Here is a 23,960-nt window from a genome sequence, read left to right on the forward strand (position 1 = left end):
CGCGGCCCACGTGGTTTCGACGGCCGGGCCCGACCGAGGGCCCGGCATCTTTCCCATTCAACGAGAGTTCAACCATGGATGTTTTGTCGAGCTTGAACGACGACCTCGCCGGCTCCATCCGCGCCTACTTCGAGAGCGACCGGTCGCGGATGACGATGATGGCCGCCCGCAAGTTCGGCGTCCCCGAACAACTGGTGGTTGAGGCCCTCCTCGGCCAATGGCCGATCACGCGCCTCCGCGAGGGCGTTTTCTCCGAGTTGCTCCAGGCCCTCCCAGAGCTCGGCACGATGCGAGTCTTCGTCCGCAGCCGCGCCGCGGTGATCGAGTCGGTCGGGGTCTTCGGCGGATTCTCCGAGACCGGTCCGTTCTTCAACGTCCAGACCGACACCCTCGACATGCACATCCTGCACGCCGAAATCGGCTCCGTCTACGCCGTCGAGAAGTGGGGACACGACTCGCCGACCGTCACCTATTCCTTCCAATTCTTCGACAAGACCGGCGACGCAGCCTTCAAAGCCTTCCTCTGGGAAGACTTCCCCGACGTCCCCCGGGCCACGATCGACGCATTCCATGCGCTCGCGACGCGATTCTCATCTGGGGAGGGGGAAGATTCACCACGAAGGCACAAAGGGCACAAAGATAAAGACCAATGAATTTTAAATCATTTTTGTTTGTTCTTGCGATGGTCTATCTTACTTACGAATTGACTCATCACCACAAAGGGCACAAAACTTTCTATCTTCACTTTGTGCCCTTCGTGCCTTCGTGGTGAATCCTCCCCCACTCCATCAATAAACCTTGGCGACCAGTAACGTCCGGTCGTCCGCCGCGGGTTCGCCGTCGGTGAAGTCCTGGAGGGCTTCGAGGACGGCTTCGATCAAGCCGTCGGCGTCGAGGTGGCAGTTCGCGAGGGCCTTGTCGAGCCGGCCCATGCCGAACATGGAGCCTGTCGGGTTGGTCGCGTCGGTGATCCCGTCGGTGTAGAAGACGATCTGATCGCCGGGGCGGAGGGTCTGGGTCGACTGCTCGTATTCCTGCTCGGGGAAAAGCCCCAACGGTAGGTTACCGACGCTGTCGAGCGAGATGACCGAGCCGTCCTCGCACCGCTTGAGGCGCGGGGGATTGTGTCCCGCACAAGCGTAGGTCAGCTCGCGACGCGACGGGTCATACGTCCCATAGAAAGCCGTGACGAACGTCTCGTTGTCGGCCGTGTAGAGCGTGGCCAACTGCCGGTTGACGTGGTTGAGCATGGACGCGGGGGGGTCCGGGGGTCCCGGGACCGCGTGGGCGATGCTGTGGGTGATCGCCATCATCACCGCCGCGGGAGTCCCGTGGCCGCTCACGTCGGCGATCAGGATCCCCCAACGACCGTCGGGCAACGGGAAGAAGTCGTAGTAGTCGCCCCCGGCCCACTGCGAGGTCTGATAATAAGCCGCGAGACCGAGTCCGGGGATCTCCGGGATGGTCTTCGGGAGCAACGAGCGCTGGATGTCGGCGACGACTTTCAACTCGCGTTCGACGATCTGATAGGCCCGCTTCAGTTCATCGGCCAGGACGAGGTTCTGGGTCGCCCGGCCGAACAGGTTGCTCATCCAGACGTGTTCGGGAAATTCTTCGTGGTCGAATGCGTCGGGGCTCGAGCGCATCAGCACGGTCATGTTCTGGCCGACGCCCCCGCTGTAGTGGGGAATGGCCATCAGCGAGCGTTGCCCTTCGAGGTAGGCCGCGGCCGGGTCGTCCGGCGGGACCTCGACGTCGTCGAGGAGCCGGGGGACGTCGCCGTACAGGAGCTCGCCCAAAATCCCCCCTTCGAGCAGGGGGAGGCGATCCTTCTCCTTCCAGGGGTTGATTTCCTCGGTCCAGCCACTGAAGCGAGTGATCCGGTACTTCGGGTACGACAAGTCACGCCGGCTCACGGCGAGGAAGCGTTCGGCGGGCAGGATCTCGCGGATCCTCGCCCCGTAGGCCCGGACCATCGCCTGAGGGTCCGTCTGGCGGCTCATCTCGCGCATCGTGGCCACGATGACGTCCAGGCGCCGCCGCCAGTCCACCGACTTCAGGCTCTGATCGAGCTCGCCTTGCTGCAAAATCATCGTCGCCGCCCCTCGTCGAGGACCATCATACCGAGACCTCTCGGGACTTGCCTCGACCCATTGTAGAGGTCAGGGCAAATCATCGAAAGGTGAGTCGATCTCGAGGATCCCTGAGCGGTCGGCCGGATCGAGCTCGATCGCGGGACGAAAAAAGGCCGGCGACGTCTCGTTGAGATGCCGCCGGCCCTGAGACAAAGCCCGGCCGAGTCGGCCGGGCGAATCAGGTCGAGCTCACTTGATGAAGAGCATTTCCTGATAGGTCGGCAACGGCCATAGGTCGTCGGCGACGAGGCCTTCGAGCTTGTCGCCGGCGGCCCGGACGGCGTTCATCGCGGGGATGAGCGTCTCGAGCGAGTGCTTGGCATGGGTCAACGTGTCGCCCTCGACGTGGTCGTCGATGGCCTTGGACAGGGCGATCGTCTTGGTACGCAGCTCCTCGATCGTCGTGGAGACCTCGGTGAGGAGGTCCGCCTGCCCCTTGGGCACAGCAACGCCGGCCGACTTCAGGTTGGAGATCGCCACGGCGACCTCAGCCTGGTAGCGGAGCGAGGCCGGGAGGATCTGGCGGTTGGCCATCTGGACGGTGATCTGCGACTCGATGTTGATCGTCTTGATGTAGTTCTCGAGCAGGATCTCGTAGCGAGAGTGGAGCTCACGCTCGCTGAAGACGCCGTACTTGCCGAACAGGGCGATCGACTTGGGCGAGATCAGGTCGGGGAGGCTGTCGAGCGTGGTCTTGTTGTTGGGAAGGCCACGAGCTTCGGCTTCCTTGTGCCAGGCCTCGCTGTAACCGTCGCCGTTGAAGATGACCTTCTTGCTCCGGGCGATGATCTTGGGCAGGAGGGCCTGGATCTCGGCGGTCAGGTCCTTGCCGGCGGCGACCGCGGCTTCCAGCGTCGTCGCGATCTCGTCGATGGCCTCGGCGGCGATCGTGTTCAGGACGACGTTGGGACCGGCGATCGACTGGCTCGAGCCGACGGCGCGGAACTCGAACTTGTTGCCGGTGAAGGCGAACGGGCTGGTCCGGTTGCGGTCGCCGGCGTCGCGCGGGAGGGTCGGCAGGACGGAGACGCCGACGGTCATCGTGCCGCCAGCCTTGGTGCTCTTGGCGCCCCCCTTCTCGATCTGGTCGACGATGTCCTGGAGCATGTCGCCGAGGAAGACCGAGATGATGGCCGGAGGGGCCTCGTTGGCACCGAGGCGGTGGTCGTTGCCCGCGTAGGCGATCGAGACGCGGAGCAGGTCGGCATGCTTGGCGACGGCGTCGAGCACGGCCGCGAGGAAGAGCAGGAACTGGGCGTTCTCGTGCGGGGTGTCGCCCGGCTTGAGGAGGTTATTGCCCAGGTCGTCCGACATCGACCAGTTCAGGTGCTTGCCCGAGCCGTTGACGCCGGCGAACGGCTTCTCGTGGAGCAGGAGCTGGAGGCCGTACCGCGATGAGATCCGCTTCATCGTCTCCATGATCAGCATGTTGTGATCGGTGGCGACGTTGGCGTTCTCGAACAGCGGGGCGAGCTCGTACTGGGCCGGGGCGACCTCGTTATGCCGGGTCTTGACCGGGACGCCGAGCTTGTAGAGTTCGAGCTCGGTTTCGAGCATGCAGGCGAGGACGCGCTCGGGGATGGCGCCGAAGTAGTGGTCTTCCATCTCCTGGCCCTTCGGGGGCTTGGCCCCGAAAAGGGTCCGACCCGCGTTCAGGAGGTCGGGGCGGGAGTAGTAGAAGTTCTGGTCGATCAGGAAGTATTCCTGCTCGGGGCCGGCGGTCGTGTAGACCTTCGAGGCTTCGGACTTGAACAGCTTGAGGATCCGGAGGGCCTGCTTGGAGAGGGCCTCCATCGAGCGGAGCAGCGGGGTCTTCTTGTCGAGCGCCTCGCCGGTCCACGAGCAGAACGCGGTCGGGATGCAGAGGGTCGTCCCGTTCGGGTTCTCGAGGATGAAGGCGGGGCTGGTCGGGTCCCACGCGGTGTATCCGCGGGCCTCGAACGTGGCGCGGATGCCGCCCGAGGGGAAGCTCGAGGCGTCGGGCTCGCCGCGGACGAGTTCCTTGCCGCTGAACTCGGCGATCGCGCTGCCGGCCTCGGTCGGCGAGAGGAACGAGTCGTGCTTCTCGGCGGTCAGCCCGGTCATGGGCTGGAACCAGTGCGTGTAGTGCGTCGCCCCCTTCTCGATCGCCCACTCCTTCATGACCGACGCAACGACGTCGGCCACGGACGGGTCGAGGGGAGCTCCCTTCTTGAGGGTGTTGCGCAAGGCCTTATAAATATGCTCAGGCAGCCGCGCCCGCATCACCTCGTCGGAGAAGACGTTGACGCCGAAAAGCGTGCGGACCGGGGTCTCTTTGAAGTTCAGTCGGGTGCCGTTGGACTGCCAGGCGGTGACGGCCGCGATGGCGTTCTGACGGGCGGCGGACTGTTGCATCGGGAAGGCTCCAACGTTGAGGACGTCGTCTGGGGCGTAACTCGGCGGACCCTACCCCCCGGCCGAGACTCGGCCGGGTCGGGCTGAACCGGGCCGCGCAGCGACTCGCCTCGTCCCTTCATCGGGGCGAGGCTGGCTTTGCGCACGGGTCGCGGATCTGGGAGCACCTAGTCCGAGGGAGAAGCCGGTCCCTTCGATGGATCCGCCGCACCAAATCGTCAACGAGGGGGTCCCCCGCGGTGTTCGCCGGGGCCGTCGATCGAAAGGGTCTGCGAGGATCAGTCGTGGGAACAACTCGCGGTACGGCCGACTTGGCTCAAAGGCAGGTAGACCTTCGCTCGGGGAAGATCCCTGGAATCGTCGAGATCGAAAACCAAGCCAGCCACCGCCGCAGCGGGAGAGACGCCGGTCCTGCATTTCGGTCGGGAACCACCCCAAGGCTCGGGGTGGCCCCGCAATCCCATTCTCGCTTGAGGCATGATTATAGCGGGGCGTTCAGACCGCCGCCAGACCCCGCCCAACCTCCGTGCTCACTTCTGATTAAGTTTCGCGAGAGCATCCTTGGGATGGTCCTTGACGTCTTCGAGACATCCCTTGCAGCAGACCAAGAGCGGCGTCCCCTCGGCGCTTGTCTTAAGAGGTGTCCCCATCGAGCCGAGGGGCTCACCCGTGATCGGGCAGACCTTCTGCGCCAGGGCCAGCTTCTGGTCTGCTTCGGGAAGTTTCTTGATGTTGGCGAGTTCTTCTTCGCCGAGCTTGACGTCGGCAGCTTTCGGCGCGGTGCTCGCGGCCGCACCGGGGGCGGCCTTCGACTCTTCAGGCTTGGCGGGCGGAGTCTCCGGGGCATTGCCGGGGACGGCCGGGGGCACGTCCTTCGACTCCGGCGGCTTCTCCTCGCAGCCGACGAACATCGTCAAGACCATCGCCGCCAGGAAGGCGTTACGAATGACAACCATGGATGTTTTCTCACGAAGCTCTCGGACGGGACCCGAAACCTCCGACGACCGTAGCCGACGGGGGACGGGCCTATTGTAAGGGGTCAGACGCGGCCCCGCCAAGGTCGCGAAGGGTGCGGGGCGGTCCTAGTCCCCCGTCAGGCGAGTTCCGGCAGGTCGTCGTCGACCGGTTCCTCGCGAGGAATCCCCTTGTAGAACCGGCGATTGTCGAGCGCGAAGACCTTGTCGGTGAAGTCGCCGTCGCTGGTCGAGCGGAGCCGTTCCCGGGCCGCGATGTTCATCTTGGCGTCGAGGTCGTCGATGTACGAGACCAGGAGCGCCTCGAGGGTCTGGGGGACGACCGGGGCGCCGAAGTCGCGCCGGCCGTGGTGGGAAAGGATCGCATGCTCGAGCAAGAGCAGCGTCTCCTCCGGGAAGCCCTCGATCTTGCGGGCCGCCTCACGGACGAGGTCGCGACCCATCAGGACGTGACCGATCAAGCACCCTTCCTTGGTGTATTTCGCCTCGACCGGATGGTAGTCGAGCTCGCGGAGCTTCCCGATGTCGTGGAGGATCGTCGCCGCGATGATCACCCCCTTGTTCAGCGGGGGGTTCAACCGCTCGTAGTAGCTCGCGTAGTGGTCGGCGAGGAAGCCCGCGATCCGCGTCATGCTCCAGACGTGCTCGAGGAGCCCCGCGGTGTAGCTGTGGTGGAAGTTCTGCGCGGCGGGCATCTTCTTGAAGAGCTCGCCATGCTCTTGCAGGATCGATACGACGAGTTGCTTCAGGCGAGGGTCATCGATGCAGCGATCGATGCGGTCGTGGATCGAGCGGAGCAGCTCGTCGGGGTTGTAGTCGGTGCTCTCGACGAGGTCGAAGAAGTCGTAGCCCTCGGCCACGTCCTCATCCCGGGCGGGCCGGATCTCCATCACGTCGAGCTGGAGCCCGTACTTGACCTTCCAGTCGCCTCGGACGCGGAGCCGATAGCCGATCCCGTCGACCCACGTCTCGGCCTGCTCGCGCAGGGCATTTCCCGACCAGAACGGGGCCACCGCGCTCGATCGGCGGTCGCGGAAGTGGCACTTCACGAACGGATTGCCGTGCTTGTCGACCCCCTTGTCCTTCTTGACCAGGGCCGCGAAACAGATCGCCTCCTGCCCGTGGGACAGGTCGGAAAGCCTCACCACCGCCGTATCGATGCTAGCCATTGGGCCATCGCCCCTTTCCGCAAACCCGACGTCGGTCGCGAGACGCCACGATCATCTCAACGTTGTTTTATCGTCCTGGAGCGGGCCTAGACTTGAACTAACCATATGACAACTACGGTTCAAGGAGATACCATGTCCGCCTGTCCCCTACAATAGTGACCAAAAAGACACCTATAGAACCAAGTCTAAGGGGTGGGGAAGATGAATCGATTGCCTCGATCTCTTGCCGCGATCCCGCCCAGGACGAAGGGGCACCGATCCTCAAGACTGATTCGGAACGACTGGTAAATCCGGTCGTCGAGATCGATCGAGTCTATCGCGAAGCCGTTGAGGATACGACCGTGAGCCCGATCGAGCGAAAAACGGCCGAGACCCTGGGAATGCTGGGCCAGCCGGCCCCGGTCCGTGGGCTCTCGGCGAAACGTTGGGACGCGATCATCGTCGGCGCGGGGCACAATGGCCTGACGTGTGCGGCCTATCTGGCGAGAGCGGGCAAGTCCGTCCTCGTCCTGGAGTCCAGGCCCAGGGTCGGGGGTGCCTGCACGATCGACGAGGTCTGGCCGGGATACCGGGTCTCACCTTGCGCGTACCTGGTCGGGTTGCTCCACGGGAAGGTCATCGAGGAGCTGGACCTGATCGGCCAGGGGCTCCGATGGTTCCCGGCCTCCGCGGGGATGTTCGTCCCGTTCGACGACGGCGAGAGCGTGCAACTCTGGGACGACGACGAGGCCTGCGAGGCCGAGATTCGCCGCGTGGCGCCGGGCGACGTCGAGGGGTGGCGGGCGCTCGGTGACGTGAAACGCCGACTCCGCGACGCGATCCGCCCTCCCGACGACGGCGACCTCTGGATCGGGCCCGCCCCGTCTCGGGGCCAACTCGAGGAGCGAATCGGCGACGATCCCGAAGCGAAGAAGCTCCTGTTCGACTGGTCGATGGTCGAGCTCGTCGAGCATTACCTCCGCGACGAACGGCTCCAGACGGCACTCCTGGGCCAGGGGGTCATCGGGACGAACGCCAGCCCGCACGACCCCGGCACCGCCTCGATCCACTTCCACCACGCGTCGGGGCGGCTCGGCGGCTCGCCTGGCCTCTGGGGATATGTCGAGGGGGGGATGGGGATGGTCTCCTTCCTCCTGTGCGACGTCGCCCGGCAGGCCGGCGCGGTCGTGGCCACGGGGCTGCCCGTGGCCCGGATCCTCCCCGGAGAAGGGGTCGAGCTCGAAGGAGGAGAGCGCCTCGAGTCCGAGGTCGTCGTCTCCAACGCCGATCCCCGATCCACCTTGCGACTGCTCGGCGATGCCGCCGACCCGTCATGGCGATCGCGCGTCGAGGCGATCCCGATGGTCGGTTGCACGGTGAAGCTCAACGTCGCGCTCAAGGAGCTGCCGAACTTCCTCGCCCGGCCCGGCACGAGTCAGCCCCACCACCTCGGCCAGATCAACACACCTTTGTCTAAAGACGAATGGCGCACCGCCCCCGAAATCGCCCGGGCCGGCAGGCTACCTGAGCGGCTATGGACGGAGCTCTATTTCCACGCCGCACACGACCCGAGCGTGGCCCCGGAGGGGGTGCAGACGATGAGTGTCTTCGCCCAGTATGTGCCGCACACCTTCGCCGAAGGGGACTGGGACTCGCGCCGGGAGGAGGTCAAGGACCTCGCCCTGGGCTCGATCGCCCGGTATTGCGACAATCTCCCTGACGCGGTGATCGCCGCCCAGGTCCTGGGTCCGCCCGACATCGAGCGGACCGTGGGCCTGTCCGGCGGCCACATCTTCCAGGGGGAGTGTTTACCGGCTTATATGTGGGACCGTCGTCTCGAGCCCCGGACGCCCATGCCCGGCGTCTTCCTCTGCGGCGCCTGCACCCATCCGGGCGGCAGCGTCATCGCCATCAACGGCCGCAACGCCGCGATGGAGGTTTTGCGGGCGTCGGCGACGACGCCCGCATGAATCCGGTCAGGCGAAGGGCCGGGCGTGATTCCCATAGTCCAGCGGAGTGGGAAGGTCGGAGTTACCCATCAAGAACTGATCGATCGACTGGGCGGCGTGACGCCCTTCGGCGATCGCCCAGACGATGAGGCTCTGGCCTCGGGTCATGTCGCCGGCGGTGAAGACCTTGTCGAGGCTCGTCCGCTTGTCGGCCCCGGCCTTGACGTTCCCCATCCGGTCGAGCTCGACGCCGAGGGCGTCGAGCAGGCCCTTCCGCTCGGGGCCGACGAACCCCATCGCCAGCAGGACGAGATCGGCGGGGTAGGTCTTCTCCGAGCCCGGGATTTCGACGAACGTCGCGCGGCCGTTCTCGGTCTTCAACTCGACCCGAACGGTCTCGAGGCCGGTCACGTGGCCGTTGTCGCCCAGGAACCGCTTCGTGCTGATGGCGTACTCGCGCAGGCCCCCTTCTTCGTGGGCCGAGGAGACGCGGAAGACGTTCGACCACTGGGGCCAGGGGTTGGTCGGTGTCCGGCCGTCTGGAGGACGGGGGACGATCTCGAACTGGTGGACGCTCTTGCAGCCGTGACGATGGGCCGTCCCTAGGCAGTCGGCGCCGGTGTCACCGCCGCCGATGATGATCACGTCCCGCCCCTTTGCGGAGATGAACAACTCTTCCGCGATCTCGTCGCCGGCGACCCGCTTGTTCTGGAGCGGGAGATACGTCATCGCGAAGTGGATTCCCTCGAGATCCCGGCCGGGGATCGGGAGGTCGCGCCCCTGGGTCGCCCCGCCGCAGAGGCAGACGGCGTCGAACTCGGCGAGGAGTCGGTCGGCGGGAAGGTCGATGCCGACGTTGACGCCCGGCTTGAAGACAACCCCCTCGGCCTCCATCTGGGCGAGGCGACGGTCGAGGTGCCGCTTCTCCATCTTGAAGTCGGGGATCCCGTAGCGCAGCAGGCCACCGATCCGGTCGTCACGCTCGAAGACCGTGACGGAGTGCCCTGCCCTCGCGAGTTGCTGCGCCGCGGCGAGCCCCGCCGGGCCCGAGCCGACGACGGCCACGGTCTTGCCCGTGAGGACCTTGGGAGGCTGCGGGACGACCCAGCCTTCCTCCCAGGCTTTCTCGATGATGCTCGCCTCGACCTGCTTGATCGTGACGGGATCGCTGTTGATCCCGAGCACGCACGAGGCCTCGCAAGGCGCCGGGCAGAGCTTGCCGGTGAACTCGGGGAAGTTGTTCGTCGCGTGCAAGCGGTCGATCGCCGAGCGCCATTGGTCGCGATAGACGAGGTCGTTCCAGTCGGGGATCAGGTTCCCGAGCGGGCATCCCTGGTGGCAGAACGGGATCCCGCAGTCCATGCACCGCGCCCCCTGGGCCCGGAGCTTCTCCTCGGGGAACGGGTTATAAACCTCGAGATAATCCTGCACCCGCTCCGGGATCGGCCGCCGGGTCGGCAACTCGCGAGGAAACTCCATGAATCCGGTCGGCTTACCCACAACTCACCTCCGAAGGCCCTGACTGACCTGCGGATCCCTCAAGAGATCGATCCACAGATGACGCAGATGTACGCGATTGGGAGAAAGAATATAACGCTTGTAGTCGAGGCGGGAACTTCCAAAATTCAAGAGGATCGCACGCGAAAACTGTGTTGCCTTGAGATAGTTCATGACTTGCGATTGCTCTCGCTTGGTCAACTCCCCGAGTGCCTTCAATTCGACGATGACCGAGCCGTAGCAGACGAAATCCGCCCGGAACGAGCAGGAGAGCGGCCGGCCTTTGTAAGAGACCGGCAAATCGACCTCTCGCTGGAAGGGAACGCCTCGCTCGGCGAATTCGAGGGCGAGGGCCTCTTGGTAGACCGACTCCAGGAATCCCTGTCCGAGCTGGCGATGGACCTCCATTGCAGACCCGATGATCGAATAGGTCTGAGAATCTCTCTGACTATTCTCTTCATCTGCGTCAATCTGCGTCATCTGCGGATCGATCTCTCAGGACTTCACTTCCGCGAAATCGGCTCTTCCATTTCCTTGAGGCGTTTGGCCTCTTCGAGCTTCTTCTGTTCTTCGAGGACCCGGCGGTAGTCGACGGGCATGACCTTGACGAACTTGCTGATGGCCCAGTCCCAGTCGCCGAGGATGCGGGCGGCGACGGTGCTGCCGGTGTAGCCCGCGTGCTGGATCAAGAGGTCGCGGAGCAGGTCGAGGTCTTCGGGCTCGCGGAGCGGTTCGAGGTCGACCATCTCGAGGTTGCAGCGCTGGGGGAACTCGCCCGACTCGTCGAAGACGAACGCCGATCCACCGCTCATGCCCGCCGCGAAGTTGCGGCCGGTCGCCCCGATCACGACGGCGAGACCGCCGGTCATGTACTCGCAGGCGTGGTCGCCGGTCCCTTCGACGACGGCAAGCGCCCCGCTATTCCTGACGCAGAACCGTTCGCCGGCGCGGCCCCGGAAGAAGGCCCGGCCGCCGGTCGCCCCGTAGAGTGCGACGTTGCCGATGATGACGTTGTCCTCGGGGACGAACGTCGCGACCTTGGGCGGGAAGATCATGATCTTGCCGCCGGAGAGGCCCTTGCCGACATAGTCGTTGGCGTCCCCTTCGAGCGTCAGGGTCATCCCCTTCGGCACGAACGCGCCGAAGCTCTGGCCGGCGGAGCCCTGGAACTTGATCTTGATCGTGTCGTCGGGCAGCCCGGCCGAGCCGTACTTGCGGGTCAGCTCGCTCCCCAGGATCGTCCCGACGGTTCGGTTGACGTTCCGGATTGTCATGGCGATGTCGACGGCCTCACCACGCTCGAGGGCCGGGGCCGCGAGCGGCAGGAGTTGCTGGTCGAGCGCCTTGTCGAGCCCGTGGTCCTGGCTGATCATCTGCCGCACGGCCACGTCCGGGCCGACGGGCGGGCGGTAGAAGATGTTGCTGAAGTCGAGGCCCTGGGCCTTGTAGTGGCCGATGGCCTGCTTCATGTCGAGCAGGTCGCTGCGGCCGATCATCTCGTCCATCGTGCGGAAGCCGAGCTGGGCCATCAGCTCGCGGACTTCCTGGGCGATGAACTTGAAGAAGTTGACCACATGTTCGGCCTTGCCCGCAAACTTCTCGCGAAGCTTGGGGTTCTGGGTGGCGATCCCCACCGGGCACGTGTCGAGGTGGCAGACCCGCATCATGATGCAGCCCATGACCACCAGGGGCGCGGTGGCGAAGCCGTATTCCTCGGCCCCGAGCAGGGCGGCGATCACCACGTCGCGGCCGGTCTTCATCTGGCCGTCGGCCTGGACGACGATCCGGTCGCGAAGTCGGTTCAGGACGAGGGTCTGCTGGGTCTCGGCCAGGCCGAGCTCCCAGGGGATGCCGGCATGCTTGAGCGAGGTCAACGGGCTCGCGCCGGTGCCGCCGTCGAAGCCGCTGATGAGGACGACGTCGCTGTGGGCCTTCGCCACGCCTGCGGCAACGGTCCCGACCCCGACCTCGGCCACGAGCTTCACGCTGATGCGTGCCCTCGGGTTCGAGTTCTTGAGGTCGTGGATCAGTTGCGCGAGGTCTTCGATCGAGTAGATGTCGTGGTGCGGCGGCGGGCTGATCAGCGCGACGCCGGGGGTCGAGTGCCGGACCTTGGCGATCCACGGCCAAACCTTGTGGCCGGGGAGCTGCCCCCCCTCGCCCGGCTTGGCCCCCTGGGCCATCTTGATCTGGATCTCGTCGGAGTTGACCAAGTACTCGCTGGTCACCCCGAATCGGCCCGAGGCCACCTGCTTGATCGAGCTCCGCTTGCTGTCGCCGTTCGGCAGCGGGGTGAACCGGGACGGGTCTTCACCCCCTTCGCCGGTGTTGCTCCGGCCGCCGAGCCGGTTCATGGCGATAGCCAAGGTCTCGTGAGACTCGCCACTGATCGAGCCATAAGACATGGCACCGGTCGCAAACCGCTTCACGATCGACTCGACCGACTCGACCTCATCGATCGGGACGGCCGTGCATTCGTCGAGGGCGAAACGAAAGAGGCCGCGGAGCGTGCAAAGCCGCTCGTTCTGCTCGTCGACGAGGTTCGTGTAGCTCTTGAAGATGTCGTACCGGCCGGCCTGGGTCGCGTGCTGGAGCCGGAAGACGGTCTCGGGGTTGAACAGGTGGTACTCGCCATCCCGGCGCCACTGGTACTGGCCCCCCTCCTCGAGCAGGGGCGGGCCGACTTCGCGGTCGGCGTAGGCGCGGTGGTGATGCGACAGGGTCTCGCGGGCGATCGCGTCGAGGCCGATGCCGCCGATTCGCGAGGCGGTCTTATCGAAGTAGCGGTCGATGAACTCCTGATTCAGGCCGATCGCCTCGAAGATCTGGGCCCCTCGGTAGCTCTGGATCGTGCTGATGCCCATCTTGGACATCACCTTCACCACCCCCTTCTTGACCGCTTTGCGGTAGCGGTAGACGGCCTCGGCGTGGTCGACCTCGGGCTTGATCAACCCCTGGTTGATCATGTCGTCGAGGGTCTCGAACGCGACGTACGGGTTGATCGACCCCGCGCCGTAGCCGAGCAAGAGGGCGAAGTGGTGGACCTCTCGGGCGTCGCCGCACTCGAGCACGAGGCCGGCCTGGGTCCGCTGCCCCTGGCGGACCAGGTGGTGGTGCAGCCCGGCGCAAGCGAGGAGCGAGGGGATCGGCGCGTTTTCGGCGTCGACGCCCCGGTCCGACAGGATGATCAGGTTCGCGCCGTCGGCGATGGCCTTGCTGGCCTCCGCGAATATGACCTCGAGCGACCGCTCGAGGCCGGCAGCCCCTTCCTTCGCGGGGAAGAGGATCGGCAGGACGGCCGACTTGAACCCTCGCCAGCCGTCGAGTTGCTTGAGCTTCGCGAGGTCGTCGTTGTCGATGATCGGGATGTCGAGCGAGATCTGGCGGCAGCTTTCGGGTGTCGGGGTCAGGAGGTTCCCCTCCCCGCCGGCGCCGGTGAGGACCGACGTGACGAGCTCCTCGCGGATCGCGTCGAGCGGCGGGTTGGTCACCTGGGCGAAGAGTTGCTTGAAGTAGTTGAAGAGCGGCTGCGAGCGGTCGGAGAGCACGGCCAAGGGGGTGTCGGTCCCCATGGAGCCGAGCGCCTCCTCGCCGTTGCTGCCCATCGGCGCGAGGATGTACTTGAGGTCCTCGAGCGTGTAGCCGAACGCCTGCTGGCGGTGGAGCAAGGTGTCGTGGTCGGGCCCGGGGACGTGCGGGGCGCCTGGGACCTCGGCGAGCGGGACCATGTACTCGCGGAGCCACTTGCCGTAGGGCTTGGCCGAGGCGATCGAATGCTTGAGCTCCTCGTCGTCGACGATCCGCCCCTCCTCGAGGTTCACGAGGAACATCCGGCCCGGCTCGAGCCGGCCCTTGTGCAGCACGTCCTCGGGGGCGATGTCGAGCGCCCCGACCTCGGAGGCCATGATCACCAGGCCGTCCTTGGTGACGACGTACCGGCTCGGACGGAGCCCGTTGCGGTCGAGCACGGCACCGATGTTCTTGCCGTCGGTGAAACCGATCGACGCCGGGCCGTCCCACGGCTCCATCAAACAGCTATGATAAGCGTAAAAGTCCTTCTTGACCTGGGACATCGTCTCGTGATTTTCCCAGGCCTCGGGGATGAGCATCATCATCGCCCGAGGGAGGGTATAGCCCGACTTGACGAGCAGCTCGACGGCGTTGTCGAGGCAGGCCGTGTCGGAGAGCCCCTCGCGGATGATCGGCAGGAGCTTGTCGACGTCGCCCGGCTCGTACAGCTCGGAGGCGAAGAGCGCCTCGCGGGCCCGCATCCAGTTGATGTTGCCGCGGAGGGTGTTGATCTCGCCGTTGTGCGAGATCATCCGGTAGGGGTGCGCCAGCTCCCAGCTCGGGAAAGTGTTCGTGCTGAACCGCGAGTGGAAGAGGGCGATTGCACTCGTGAGCCGGGGGTCGGACAGGTCGTCGGCGAAGTACTCGCCGAGCTGGTCGGGGGTGAGCATCCCCTTGTACACGACCGTGCGGCAGGACATGCTCGAAAAGTAAAAATATTTGTGATCGTCGAGCCCGGAGCGTTCGATGCGGGACTCGAACACCTTGCGGATGACGAAGAGCTTGCGCTCGAAGCGATCGACGTCGGCGCCCACCATGTTCGGCCCTCGGCCGATCAGGGCGTGAAACATCGCCGGTTCGACCGACTTCGCGCCATCGCCGAGGAGGGAGTTATCCGTCTTCAAGGGCCGCCAGCCGAGGAACACTTGGCCTTCTTCGGCCACGATCCTCTCGAACAGGGCCATGCCGAAGGCCATCTGGGCCTTGTCCGGCGAGGAGAAGAGGGCGCCGACGCCGTATTGCTCGAAGGCGGGGAGCTCGATCCCGTGCTCCTTGCAGCGTTCGACGAGGAAGTCGTGGGGGATCTGGATCAAGATCCCGGCGCCGTCCCCGGTGTTGTCCTCGCAACCGCAGGCGCCCCGATGGTTGAGGTTCCGCAGCGCGGTGAGGCCGTCCTGGACGAGGCGATGGGATTTGCGTCCCTTGAGGTCCACCACGAAGCCGACGCCGCAGCTATCGTGCTCATGTTCGGGGTTGTAGAGGCCTTGCGGCTTGGGAAGTCCTGAGCTCATGATAGCTTACCCCTCACGGCGTCTTCCGTGGGTACGAACGTCAAGGCGATGGAATCGGGACCTCGGCCTCGGTTGATCCCAGCCCCTCCAGACCCTCGTCGGAGGGGCCGAGTTCGCTCGGATCGGGCCGAACGTTAAATCCTGTCAGGGTTTCGCGTGGACGTGTCCGTGGCCGCCCGAGGGCGCGGCCGTGGTGCCGTCACCGGACGTCAGCAGTTTCAAGAACCGCGACGCCGTCACGCCGAGTTGATGGCTCCGCCGACGCAGGATCGCCAGCGGGCGCGTCAGGCGATGAGCAGGATCCTGGCCATCGATCCGGACCGCCACGATCGCCCCGGTCTCGACCTCGCGAGAGACCGTCGGGGCCGGCAAGATCGCCACCCCCGCGGGGATTTCGACGGCCCGTTTGATGTTCTCGATGTTGTCGAACTCGAGCGCCACGCGGACCTGGACGTCATGATGCCTGAGGAACCGGTCGATCGCCCGTCGGATCGAAAGGTCGGCATCGAAGCCGACGAACGTCTCGCCGTCGAGCTTCTCGACGGGGACGCTTTCCAGTCCGGCGAACCGGTGCGACGGGTGGACGGCCAGGATCATGTCCTCTTCACGCCAGGGGATCACGGTCATCTCGGGCCACTTCCTGGGATAAGAGATCAACCCCAGGTCGGCACCGTCTTCCGAAACACTCTCCACCACGCGCGTCGGGTGCAAATATTCGAGCTGGACGTTCGCCCCTGGATAAAGGGTTGCGAACGTCTGAACATACCGGGTCATGTGGTTGAGCCCGACCGAATAGATCGAGGCCACCCTGACGGTGCCCACGACATTCCGATCGTTCTCCAACGCCTTGACCCGGTTTTCGATCTCGAAGTACCGCCCGACCAACTCCTTGCACCCTTCGTAGTAAACCTTCCCATGAGGGGTCGGCACGAGCGGACGCTTCGAGCGGTCGATCAGCTTGACCCCTAGGCGCACCTCGAGCTGGTGGACCGCTTGACTCGCCGACGACTGAGAAATGTTATTCTCGGCCGCCCCTCGCGAAAAGCTTGCCCACCTTACCACATCACAGAAAATCTTCAGCGACTCCAACTGCATGCCATCTTGCCTGTTGGCAATTCCTCGATACTGCGCAGGGCGTGGTATTGGAATTCGTAATACTAAACACGCCCCTCCGGAGCCCCGTCAAGAGGGAACCCTAAAAAAAACTCGATCATCTCGTGAATCCATCCTCGCCTCTCCACGTCGACCCCGGCGCGAAAAAGGTCGTTGGCCGCGGGAATTGAGCACATCCAGATCCTAGGCTCGACGTCTAGGATGGGGCTCCGAGACATGTCATGGTGAGCCCGACGGCCTCGCGCCCGGATTCCTCAACGCATCACCTACTTCCGACGTGCGCAGGATGAGTGGTTGCCTTGTTAGGGTGGGCATTGCCCACCAAGTCTTCCGGGATCCCCATGGGCGGTGCCCAACCTGCCTATTGCGAATGAACCGCCCGAGTCTTCGCTTGGCGAGCATTGACGGCGGGGGAGGTCCGGGCCGGATTGCCCGTCTTGTCCAGTCGCAAGTTTCCCCGTATAGTTGGTCGATAATGTCGGTGGATCTTGGGCCATTCCCTTCCGATCTTCGACCTTTCGCCAGGTGATGAGCATGTTCCTTCCTCGCCGACGCTTGAGTCCATCCCTCCTCGCCGCCTTGGCGTTCGTGGGGATGGTCTGGGTGTCGGGAAGCTCCGAAGCGTCGGGTGTCGATCGCTCGGCCTCGAAACAGACCTCGAGTTGTTGCCGGACGGTCCCAATCACCCGGGGGTGTTGTTGCGGGCCGACCGCGACCAGCACGACCCCGAAAGCGAGCACATCCGTCGCCCGGTCGGCGAAGGGCCTCTCCGAGAGGCAGAACGTCTCCGAATCGAGTGGACGTCCGTGCGACTGCCGAGGCTCCCAGCCCGTGGCGCCCGGCGAGCGACCTTCGCCTCGCCATGGGGAAGACGACCGAAACGAGTCGGCGTCTGGTCTCGCCTGGGAATCGATCCCAAAGTCGCTTGCACTGCGATCACCGGTCCGACATCACTGGGCCGGGACGACCCATCCTTCCAGATCTCCGCTCTACCTCCGAACCGCGCGTCTCATCCTATGAAGTGAGTGGACCGAGGTCTCGTGCGAGGTGATCGCGCCTCGTCGTCGCCTGGCGTCCGCGCATTGAAGGTCCACTCCCCCCTTCGCGACGCCTCCCAACCATTCGCTTTCCTCGAGACATTCTTGCGCGGTCTATCGGCCGACCCGATCCCTTCGTAGAGCGGTCGGCACGGGAGGTCAGGACACCATGTTACCGAACGGCCATTCCGGCTCGAGCGACCATCGAATCGCCGAGTCCATCACGACCGGTGAACCAAGCCGGTCGCGCTGGCAGCAGTTCCGCCTCGTCGTGAAGGTCGTCGAGCTCCGCCTGCGATTCATCGCCCTGATGGCGATCACGGCCTTGACGTTTGCCTATTGGGATACGCTCTGGAACCGCTACGACAAGTGGATGCGTCCTCCGGTCACGACCTCGGCCGTGGAGAGCCCGTTCGAGTTCTTCTGCCCGATGCACCCGAACGTGATCCGCGACGAGCACGGGAGCTGCCCGATCTGCGGGATGCCCCTGTCCAAGCGGGAGAAGGGGGAGAAGGAGACGCTCCCCGAAGGCGTCCTCGCCCGAGTCCAGCTCGCCCCTTATCGGATCCGGCAAGCGGGCATCGAGACATCCGAAGTCGCGTATACCCCCCTCGCCGAATCCCTGACCACGGTCGGGACGGTCGAATACGACGAACGAAGTCAGGCCCAAATCGCCTCCAAGACTCGGGGGATGGCGCGAGTCGAGACGCTCTTCGTCAACTTCAATGGCGTCGCCGTCGCGAAAGGGCAGACGCTTGCCGAGTTGTACAGCCCCGAGCTCTACCAGGCGATCCAGGAACTGCTCCTTGCCAGGCGATCAACCCAGGGCGGGGCGCGTCCGCGTTCCGAATTGGGGCGTTCGATCCTTGGCGACCCAGAGGAACTGACCCGGCTCGCGGTCGAGAAGCTCAAGCTCTGGGGGATCACCCAGGGCCAGGTCGACAAGATCCTCGCCGAGGGGAAGGCCGACTTCAAAGTCCCGATCATCTCGCCGATCGGCGGGCACGTGGTCAGGAAGAGCGTCGTCGAAGGTCAGTACGTCTCCGAAGGGCAAACGATGTTCGAGGTCGCCGACCTGCACACCGTTTGGGTGAAGGCCCAGGTCTTCGAAGACCAGATCGGCCTCGTGCGGCCCGGCCAGGACGTGGACGCGACCGTCGAGGCCTTCCCCGGCCAGACCTTCCCCGGCAAGGTCGCATTCGTCCAGCCGCACCTCGACCCGAGCACCCGGACGGTCGAGGTCCGATATGACCTCGCGAACCCCGACCAGAAGCTCCGGCCGGGCATGTTCGCCACCGTGACGCTCAAGACCCCGGTCGCCGAGACGCCGATGTTCCGCGACCAGCTCGCCTCGGCTCATCATCACGTCTCTACGCGTCTGACCAACCTCACCGTCGAGCGGCAGAAAACCTGCCCCGTGACCAAGGCGAAGCTCGGCTCGATGGGAACCCCCATTCGCGTCGAGGTCGAGGGCAAATCGGTCTGGGTCTGCTGCGAAGGGTGCGTGGCCAAGCTCAAGGCGAACCCGTCCAAGTACCTTCCCGAGCTCCTCGGACCGATCGCCAGCCGGGACGATCAGACGATCTGCCCGGTGACTTCGGCGAAGCTCGGCTCGATGGGCGATCCGGTCGCGGTCGACGTCGCCAGTCGGAAGGTCTGGACCTGCTGCGCCGCGTGCCTCCCCAAGCTCAAGGCGAGCCCCGAGCGCTACCTGGCCCGACTCGCCCCCCCTCCCCTCGACGGCGTCCTGAGCGTCCCCGAATCGGCGGTCATCGACACCGGGACGCTCCGGATGGTCTACATCGAGACCGACCCGGGCGTGTATGAAGGGCGGCAGGTCGTGCTCGGGCCGAGGATCGGCGATCGCTTCCCCGTGCTCGATGGGCTCTCCCCCGGCGAGCATGTCGTTGCCAATGGGGCCTTCCTCGTCGACGCGGAGAGCCGACTGAACCCGACGACCCGCAACACATCTCCGCGGCACGACCACGCGCCGGCGAACCCCGAGCACGAAGCCCCTGCCCCGCGGCCGGCACCGATCACCCGCTCGGCGAGCATGCCGACGGGGCACATCCACCGTTGAGCATTTTTCCCGAAACCCGGTTTTTGCTTCAAAACCGGGTTTCGGGCACCGTCGACGTCGACAGCCCCTCCCGAGCTGTCGCCCTCGGGCGAGGTCCTGAGGGTGCCAGCCGCAAGAACCTGGGCGGGGTGGCCTTGACTGCGGCAGAAACCCGGTTTTGAAGAGAAAACCGGGTTTCGAATCCGGCAATCTGGGCAGATCTCTACGTGGTGTGGGGAGTCGTGCGTCATGATCGAAGGGATCATCGAGTGGTCGATCCGCAACCGGTTCCTCGTGATCATCGCCGCGATGGCACTCGGCGTCGCGGGGTTCCGCGCACTGATGACGATGCCGGTGGACGCGATCCCCGACCTCTCCGAGAACCAGGTCATCGTCTTCACCGACTGGATGGGCCGGAGCCCGAAGGAGATCGAGGACCAGGTGACGTATCCCCTGTCGGTCAACCTCCAAGGGTTGGCCGGCGTGAAGGTGGTGCGGTCGTCGAGCGAGTTCAACTTCTCGATGATCACGATCATCTTCGAGGACGCGACGGACTACTACTTCGCCCGCCAGCGCGTCCAAGAGAAGCTCGCCGTCGCGTCGACGTTCTTGCCGACGGGCGTCACCCCATACATGGCCCCCGACGCCACGGCGGTCGGACAGATCTTCTGGTACACCGTGGAAGGCGACGGTGGTGGGGCCGGGGGCGGGAAAGACCTCGGTGCGCTCCGATCGATTCAGGACTGGTTCATCCGTTATCAGCTCAATAGCGTTCCCGGCGTCGCCGAAGTCGCCTCCGTCGGCGGGGCTCCACGCGAGTATCAGGTCGACATCGACCCGAACAAGCTCCGCGCGTTCGACATCAGCCTGGGCGAAGTCTATTCGGCCGTCGCCCGCTCGAACTCCTCCGTGGGGGGCCGGGTCATCCACCAGGGGAACGCCGAATACCTGATTCGCTCGGTCGGGTGGATCCGCAACCTCCGCGACATCGAGAACACCGTCGTCACCGAGCGGAAGGGCGTCCCGATCTCGCTCAAGAACCTGGGCGCCGTCCAGGTCGGCCAGGGGTTCCGCCGCAGCGTGTTGGAGAAGGACGGCCGGGAGGTGGTCGGGGGCGTGGTCCTGATGCGCTACGGGGAGAACCCCCTCGAGGTCACCCGGCGGATCAAGGAGAAGATCACCGCCCTCCAAACAAGTCTGCGCGAACAAGGGGTGCGGATTGTCCCGTTCTACGACCGCACGCCACTCATCCACAAAGCACTCGAGACGGTCAGCGGGACGGTCAAGGAAGAGTTGATCGTCTGCACGGTGGCGATCCTCCTGGTCATGGGGCACGTCGGGAACGCCTTCGTCGTGGCGATCACGCTGCCGATGGCGATCCTCTTCAGCTTCCTCATGATGAGGCTCTTCGGGATCTCCTCGAACATCATGAGCCTCGCCGGCATCTCGATCTCGGTCGGGATCCTGATCGACCAGGCGGTCGTCATGGGCGAGAACGCCTCGCACCACCTGGCTCGACATTTCGGCCGGGAGAAGGTCACCGGCGACACCACCGAGATCGTCGTCCACGCCTGCCGCACGGTCGGCCGCCCGATCTTCTTCTCCGTGCTGATCACGATCCTCTCGTTCCTGCCGGTCTTCGCGCTCTCGGGCCGTGAAGGCAAGCTGTTCCATCCGCTCGCCTACACCAAAACCTTCGCCCTGATCGGCGTCGCGATCCTGTCGATCACCCTGGTCCCCGCGCTCATTCCGGTCTTCCTCCGAGGGCGGATCAAGTCCGAGGATGAGAACTGGCTCGTGCGGTCGATGATCGAGATCTTCAAGCCGATGCTATCCTGGCTGATGGACCGGACGACCCTGGTCTGCTGGCTGTTCGCCGTGATCTTGGGGCTCGGCTACGTCGCCTCGACCCACCTCGGCCGCGAGTTCATGCCCGACCTCGACGAGCAGACCCTCCTGGAGATGCCGACGACCGTCCCGCGCGTCTCCGTGACCCAGGTGGGCAATGACCTGCGGGTGCGCAACGGAATCCTCCGAGGATTCCCCGAGGTCTGGCAGGTCGTCGGCAAGGCGGGAAGGGCCGAGACGCCGACCGATCCCTCGCCCCTCGATATGGTCGAGACGATCATCAACCTGCGCGACAAGCGAGCCTGGCCCAAGCGCAAACTCCGCTTCGAGGACGCGAGGGACGAAGTCGCGGCCGCACTCGCCCATCTCGAGGCCAAGGGGAACTTCGCCCGAGTCCCCTCGGGCTCCGAGCAGGGTCCCCCGGTCGGACGGTTCAAGTCGCTCGCGAGGAGAGTCTTCGGCTCGACTCCGATCGTCGGCGAACGTGAGAGCCTGCTCGACGAGGTGACCATGACCGTCGTCGGCCAGGTCGACGAGACCCTTCGCGGAATGGCGACCGAGCGTTTGCGAGCCTTCCAGCCCGATCTGGGTCGAGCCCTCATCGCCGAAGCTATCGACGAGCTCCTTCGCCGGGTTGCTCCTTCATCGTTGAACCGTAAGCCGACTACGGCCGAGCGTGAGTCGTTGGTCACGACTTTGGCCCAAGAATACGGAGAGCGCCTGGCAACCGACGTCCTCTTCGACGACGTCTCCTCGCTGGTCCGAGACGCCGCCCGGCGACTGATCGTTCTCGGTATTTTGCGGGAGAGCCCGACCCTGCTCACTCCTCCGCCGACGCTCGCGGAACAGGTTGTCGAGGTGCCCGGCGAGCTCCTCGGTTTCGAGAAGCCGACCCTGTTCAGCCGGTTGACCTTGGGTCTCGTCGAGGGCCGAGAACGTCGCCTCGAAGACCGGACGAAGTCGCTCAACTGGGAACTCTTCGACCGAGCCGTCGAGGTCGGGGATCGGGTCGCCCTGGACGAGTTGATCCGAATCGGCAAGGACCGCAAGCTCGTCCGGAAGGAGTCGACCGCCGAGGAGCTCCAGGTCCTCCGCCGCACGCTCTCCAAGCCGTTCGCAGCCAGGCTCCTCCTCTGGAAGAAGACGAAGGACGACCTCGTCAAGGAGATGGACACTGCGCTCCAGATGCCCGGCTGGGGCAACAGCTTCACGCAGCCGATTGCCAATCGCATCGAAATGCTTTCCACCGGCGTGAGGCTCCCGGTCGCCGTCAAGGTCTTCGGCTCCAACCTCGACGAGATCCAACGAATCAGCGGCGAGATCGCCGGTCTCCTGCGAGGAGTCCGAGGGGCGGCCGACGTGTTCCCCGACCAAGTTACGGGCAAAGGCTATGTCGACATCGACATCAACCGCGAGAAGGCCGCCCGCTACGGGATCCAGGTCGGCGACATCCAGGACGTCATCGAGGTGGCGATGGGGGGACGGCCACTGACCATGACCGTCGAAGGGCGCGAGCGCTACCCCGTGCGCGTCCGCTACGCTCGCGCCTATCGCGACGACGTCGCCTCGCTCAAGCGGATCCTGATCACCGGTCGGAGCATGGGGGCAGCCTCCGGCATGGTAGGCGGCGGCGAAGGCGCGGGGCGGATGGATGGAGCGCAGTCCGTCGGACCCCCTCCAAATCGCGACAAACCGGCCCAGATCCCCCTCGCCGAGTTGGCCGAGGTCAAGGTGGTCGAAGGCCCGTCGATGATCAAGAGCGAGAACGGGCTCTTGCGCGCGTATATCCAATTAAATGTGCGCGACCGCGACGAGGTCGGATTCGTCGAGGAGGCACGACGGGTCGTCCAGGAGAAGATCAAGCTCCCCGCGGGGATGTACCTCGAATGGTCGGGGACCTTCGAGCATCAAGTCCGGGCGCAAAAGACCTTGAGGCTCGTCTTCCCGGCGGTGATCGCCACCATCATCCTCATCCTCTACCTGACCCACAAAAGTTGGATCGACGCCTTGCTGATGATGACGAGCGTGCTCGGGGCCCTCGCCGGCGGGGCGATCTTCCAGTGGCTCTTCGGCTTCCGGTTCAGCGTGGCGGTACAGGTCGGTTACATCGCATGCTTCGGGATGGCCGTCGAGACGGGCGTCGTCATGCTCGTCTACCTTCGCGAGGCGATCGACGAGCGTGGCGGCCTGGCCGGGATCGGCTCGATCGCCGAGCTCCGCCAGGCGATCCTCGAAGGGGCCGTGCACCGACTTCGCCCCAAGCTCCTGACCGAAGGAGCCGCCATCATCTCGATCGCCCCCATGCTCTGGGCGACCGGCGTCGGCGCCGAGGTCATCCGACCGATGGCCGCGCCCGTCCTGGGCGGGCTCCTCATCGCCGACGAAGTCATCGACGTGTTCTTGCCCGTCCTCTATTTCGCCGTCCAGAAGCGGCGCTGGGCCAGGACGCACCGAACCCCAAACCCCGAGGTTCGCCCCGCCGAGATCCCTGCCCGCGACCCACTGGCAACAACGCTTTGATGCCAGAAGCCCGAAGAACGGTCAGTCCCTACCCCGAAACCTGTTTTTTTCTTGAAAAACGGGGTTCTGTGGGAATCCACGAGGACGTCCCCGGGAATTGTCGAAGTCGTGGGCATCAGAAACCCGTTTTTCAAGAAAAAAACAGGTTCAATCCCCCGCCCCCCGCCCTCCCGTGGCAAATACCTCGCTCCTCCTCGTCACCGAGGAAAGGGCAGTTATCCGT

Annotated in this window: 12 protein-coding genes; 4 read left to right on the forward strand and 8 right to left on the reverse strand. The window is 64.9% G+C overall.

The window, feature by feature from the left end; genetic code table 11:
* Nucleotides 1-74: 74 nt before the first annotated feature.
* Nucleotides 75-653 carry a ChuX/HutX family heme-like substrate-binding protein gene (locus ACYOEI_RS10745; protein ID WP_462849466.1) on the forward strand — a complete coding sequence of 193 codons (579 nt, stop codon included), beginning with the start codon at nt 75-77 and terminating at the stop codon, nt 651-653.
* Between the two features lie 135 nt (nt 654-788).
* Here the strand turns inward: ACYOEI_RS10745 and ACYOEI_RS10750 are convergent, their stop codons facing one another.
* The 4 genes from ACYOEI_RS10750 to ACYOEI_RS10765 form a co-directional block, all read right to left on the reverse strand.
* Complete coding sequence (locus ACYOEI_RS10750; RefSeq protein ID WP_462849467.1) at nt 789-2,093, reverse strand: PP2C family protein-serine/threonine phosphatase; 1,305 nt, start codon at nt 2,091-2,093, stop codon at nt 789-791.
* Between the two features lie 231 nt (nt 2,094-2,324).
* Complete coding sequence (locus tag ACYOEI_RS10755) at nt 2,325-4,511, reverse strand: glutamine synthetase III family protein (RefSeq protein WP_462849468.1); 2,187 nt, start codon at nt 4,509-4,511, stop codon at nt 2,325-2,327.
* 530 nt (nt 4,512-5,041) lie between these two features.
* On the reverse strand, nt 5,042-5,467 hold the full coding sequence (locus tag ACYOEI_RS10760) for a hypothetical protein (protein WP_462849469.1): 426 nt from the start codon (nt 5,465-5,467) through the stop codon (nt 5,042-5,044).
* Nucleotides 5,468-5,604: 137 nt separating this feature from the next.
* Entirely contained in the window at nt 5,605-6,654 is a 1,050-nt protein-coding gene (locus tag ACYOEI_RS10765) for a 3'-5' exoribonuclease YhaM family protein (protein ID WP_462849470.1), read from the reverse strand.
* A 341-nt stretch (nt 6,655-6,995) separates the two neighbouring features.
* Here ACYOEI_RS10765 and ACYOEI_RS10770 point away from each other — a divergent pair, with 341 nt between their 5' ends.
* Nucleotides 6,996-8,603: a phytoene desaturase family protein gene (locus ACYOEI_RS10770; RefSeq protein WP_462849471.1), complete on the forward strand. Its 1,608-nt coding sequence runs from the start codon at nt 6,996-6,998 to the stop codon at nt 8,601-8,603.
* Nucleotides 8,604-8,609: 6 nt separating this feature from the next.
* On the opposite strand, the gene ACYOEI_RS10775 is transcribed toward ACYOEI_RS10770, so the two are convergent.
* The 4 genes from ACYOEI_RS10775 to ACYOEI_RS10790 all read right to left on the reverse strand — a co-directional run bounded on the left by ACYOEI_RS10775 (nt 8,610) and on the right by ACYOEI_RS10790 (nt 16,255).
* Nucleotides 8,610-10,082 (reverse strand): glutamate synthase subunit beta, encoded by a 1,473-nt coding sequence (locus ACYOEI_RS10775; RefSeq protein ID WP_462849472.1) that lies wholly within the window; start codon nt 10,080-10,082, stop codon nt 8,610-8,612.
* A 3-nt stretch (nt 10,083-10,085) separates the two neighbouring features.
* Nucleotides 10,086-10,559 carry a GxxExxY protein gene (locus tag ACYOEI_RS10780; RefSeq protein ID WP_462849473.1) on the reverse strand — a complete coding sequence of 158 codons (474 nt, stop codon included), beginning with the start codon at nt 10,557-10,559 and terminating at the stop codon, nt 10,086-10,088.
* Nucleotides 10,560-10,582: 23 nt separating this feature from the next.
* Nucleotides 10,583-15,160, reverse strand: coding sequence for a glutamate synthase large subunit (gltB, locus tag ACYOEI_RS10785; protein WP_462849474.1), 4,578 nt, complete (start codon nt 15,158-15,160; stop codon nt 10,583-10,585).
* A gap of 144 nt (nt 15,161-15,304) precedes the next feature.
* The gene (locus ACYOEI_RS10790; protein WP_462849475.1) at nt 15,305-16,255 is read right to left on the reverse strand and encodes a LysR family transcriptional regulator; all 951 of its coding nucleotides are present in this window, start codon (nt 16,253-16,255) and stop codon (nt 15,305-15,307) included.
* A gap of 1,224 nt (nt 16,256-17,479) precedes the next feature.
* On the opposite strand from ACYOEI_RS10790, the gene ACYOEI_RS10795 reads away from it, so the two are divergent.
* Entirely contained in the window at nt 17,480-19,390 is a 1,911-nt protein-coding gene (locus ACYOEI_RS10795) for a heavy metal-binding domain-containing protein (protein ID WP_462849476.1), read from the forward strand.
* Between the two features lie 228 nt (nt 19,391-19,618).
* Nucleotides 19,619-23,737, forward strand: coding sequence for an efflux RND transporter permease subunit (locus ACYOEI_RS10800; RefSeq protein ID WP_462849477.1), 4,119 nt, complete (start codon nt 19,619-19,621; stop codon nt 23,735-23,737).
* Nucleotides 23,738-23,960 lie beyond the last annotated feature (223 nt).

The sequence above is a fragment of the Singulisphaera rosea genome (genome assembly GCF_054877945.1).

Bases quoted from the DNA above. Each gene is read 5' to 3' on its own strand.
- ACYOEI_RS10800 (WP_462849477.1), top strand. From the start codon at position 19,619: ATGATCGAAGGGATCATCGAGTGGTCGATCCGCAACCGGTTCCTCGTG.
- ACYOEI_RS10765 (WP_462849470.1), bottom strand. From the start codon at position 6,654: ATGGCTAGCATCGATACGGCGGTGGTGAGGCTTTCCGACCTGTCCCAC.
- ACYOEI_RS10755 (WP_462849468.1), bottom strand. From the start codon at position 4,511: ATGCAACAGTCCGCCGCCCGTCAGAACGCCATCGCGGCCGTCACCGCC.
- ACYOEI_RS10750 (WP_462849467.1), bottom strand. From the start codon at position 2,093: ATGATTTTGCAGCAAGGCGAGCTCGATCAGAGCCTGAAGTCGGTGGAC.
- gltB (WP_462849474.1), bottom strand. From the start codon at position 15,160: ATGAGCTCAGGACTTCCCAAGCCGCAAGGCCTCTACAACCCCGAACAT.
- ACYOEI_RS10795 (WP_462849476.1), top strand. From the start codon at position 17,480: ATGTTACCGAACGGCCATTCCGGCTCGAGCGACCATCGAATCGCCGAG.
- ACYOEI_RS10790 (WP_462849475.1), bottom strand. From the start codon at position 16,255: ATGCAGTTGGAGTCGCTGAAGATTTTCTGTGATGTGGTAAGGTGGGCA.
- ACYOEI_RS10760 (WP_462849469.1), bottom strand. From the start codon at position 5,467: ATGGTTGTCATTCGTAACGCCTTCCTGGCGGCGATGGTCTTGACGATG.
- ACYOEI_RS10745 (WP_462849466.1), top strand. From the start codon at position 75: ATGGATGTTTTGTCGAGCTTGAACGACGACCTCGCCGGCTCCATCCGC.
- ACYOEI_RS10780 (WP_462849473.1), bottom strand. From the start codon at position 10,559: ATGACGCAGATTGACGCAGATGAAGAGAATAGTCAGAGAGATTCTCAG.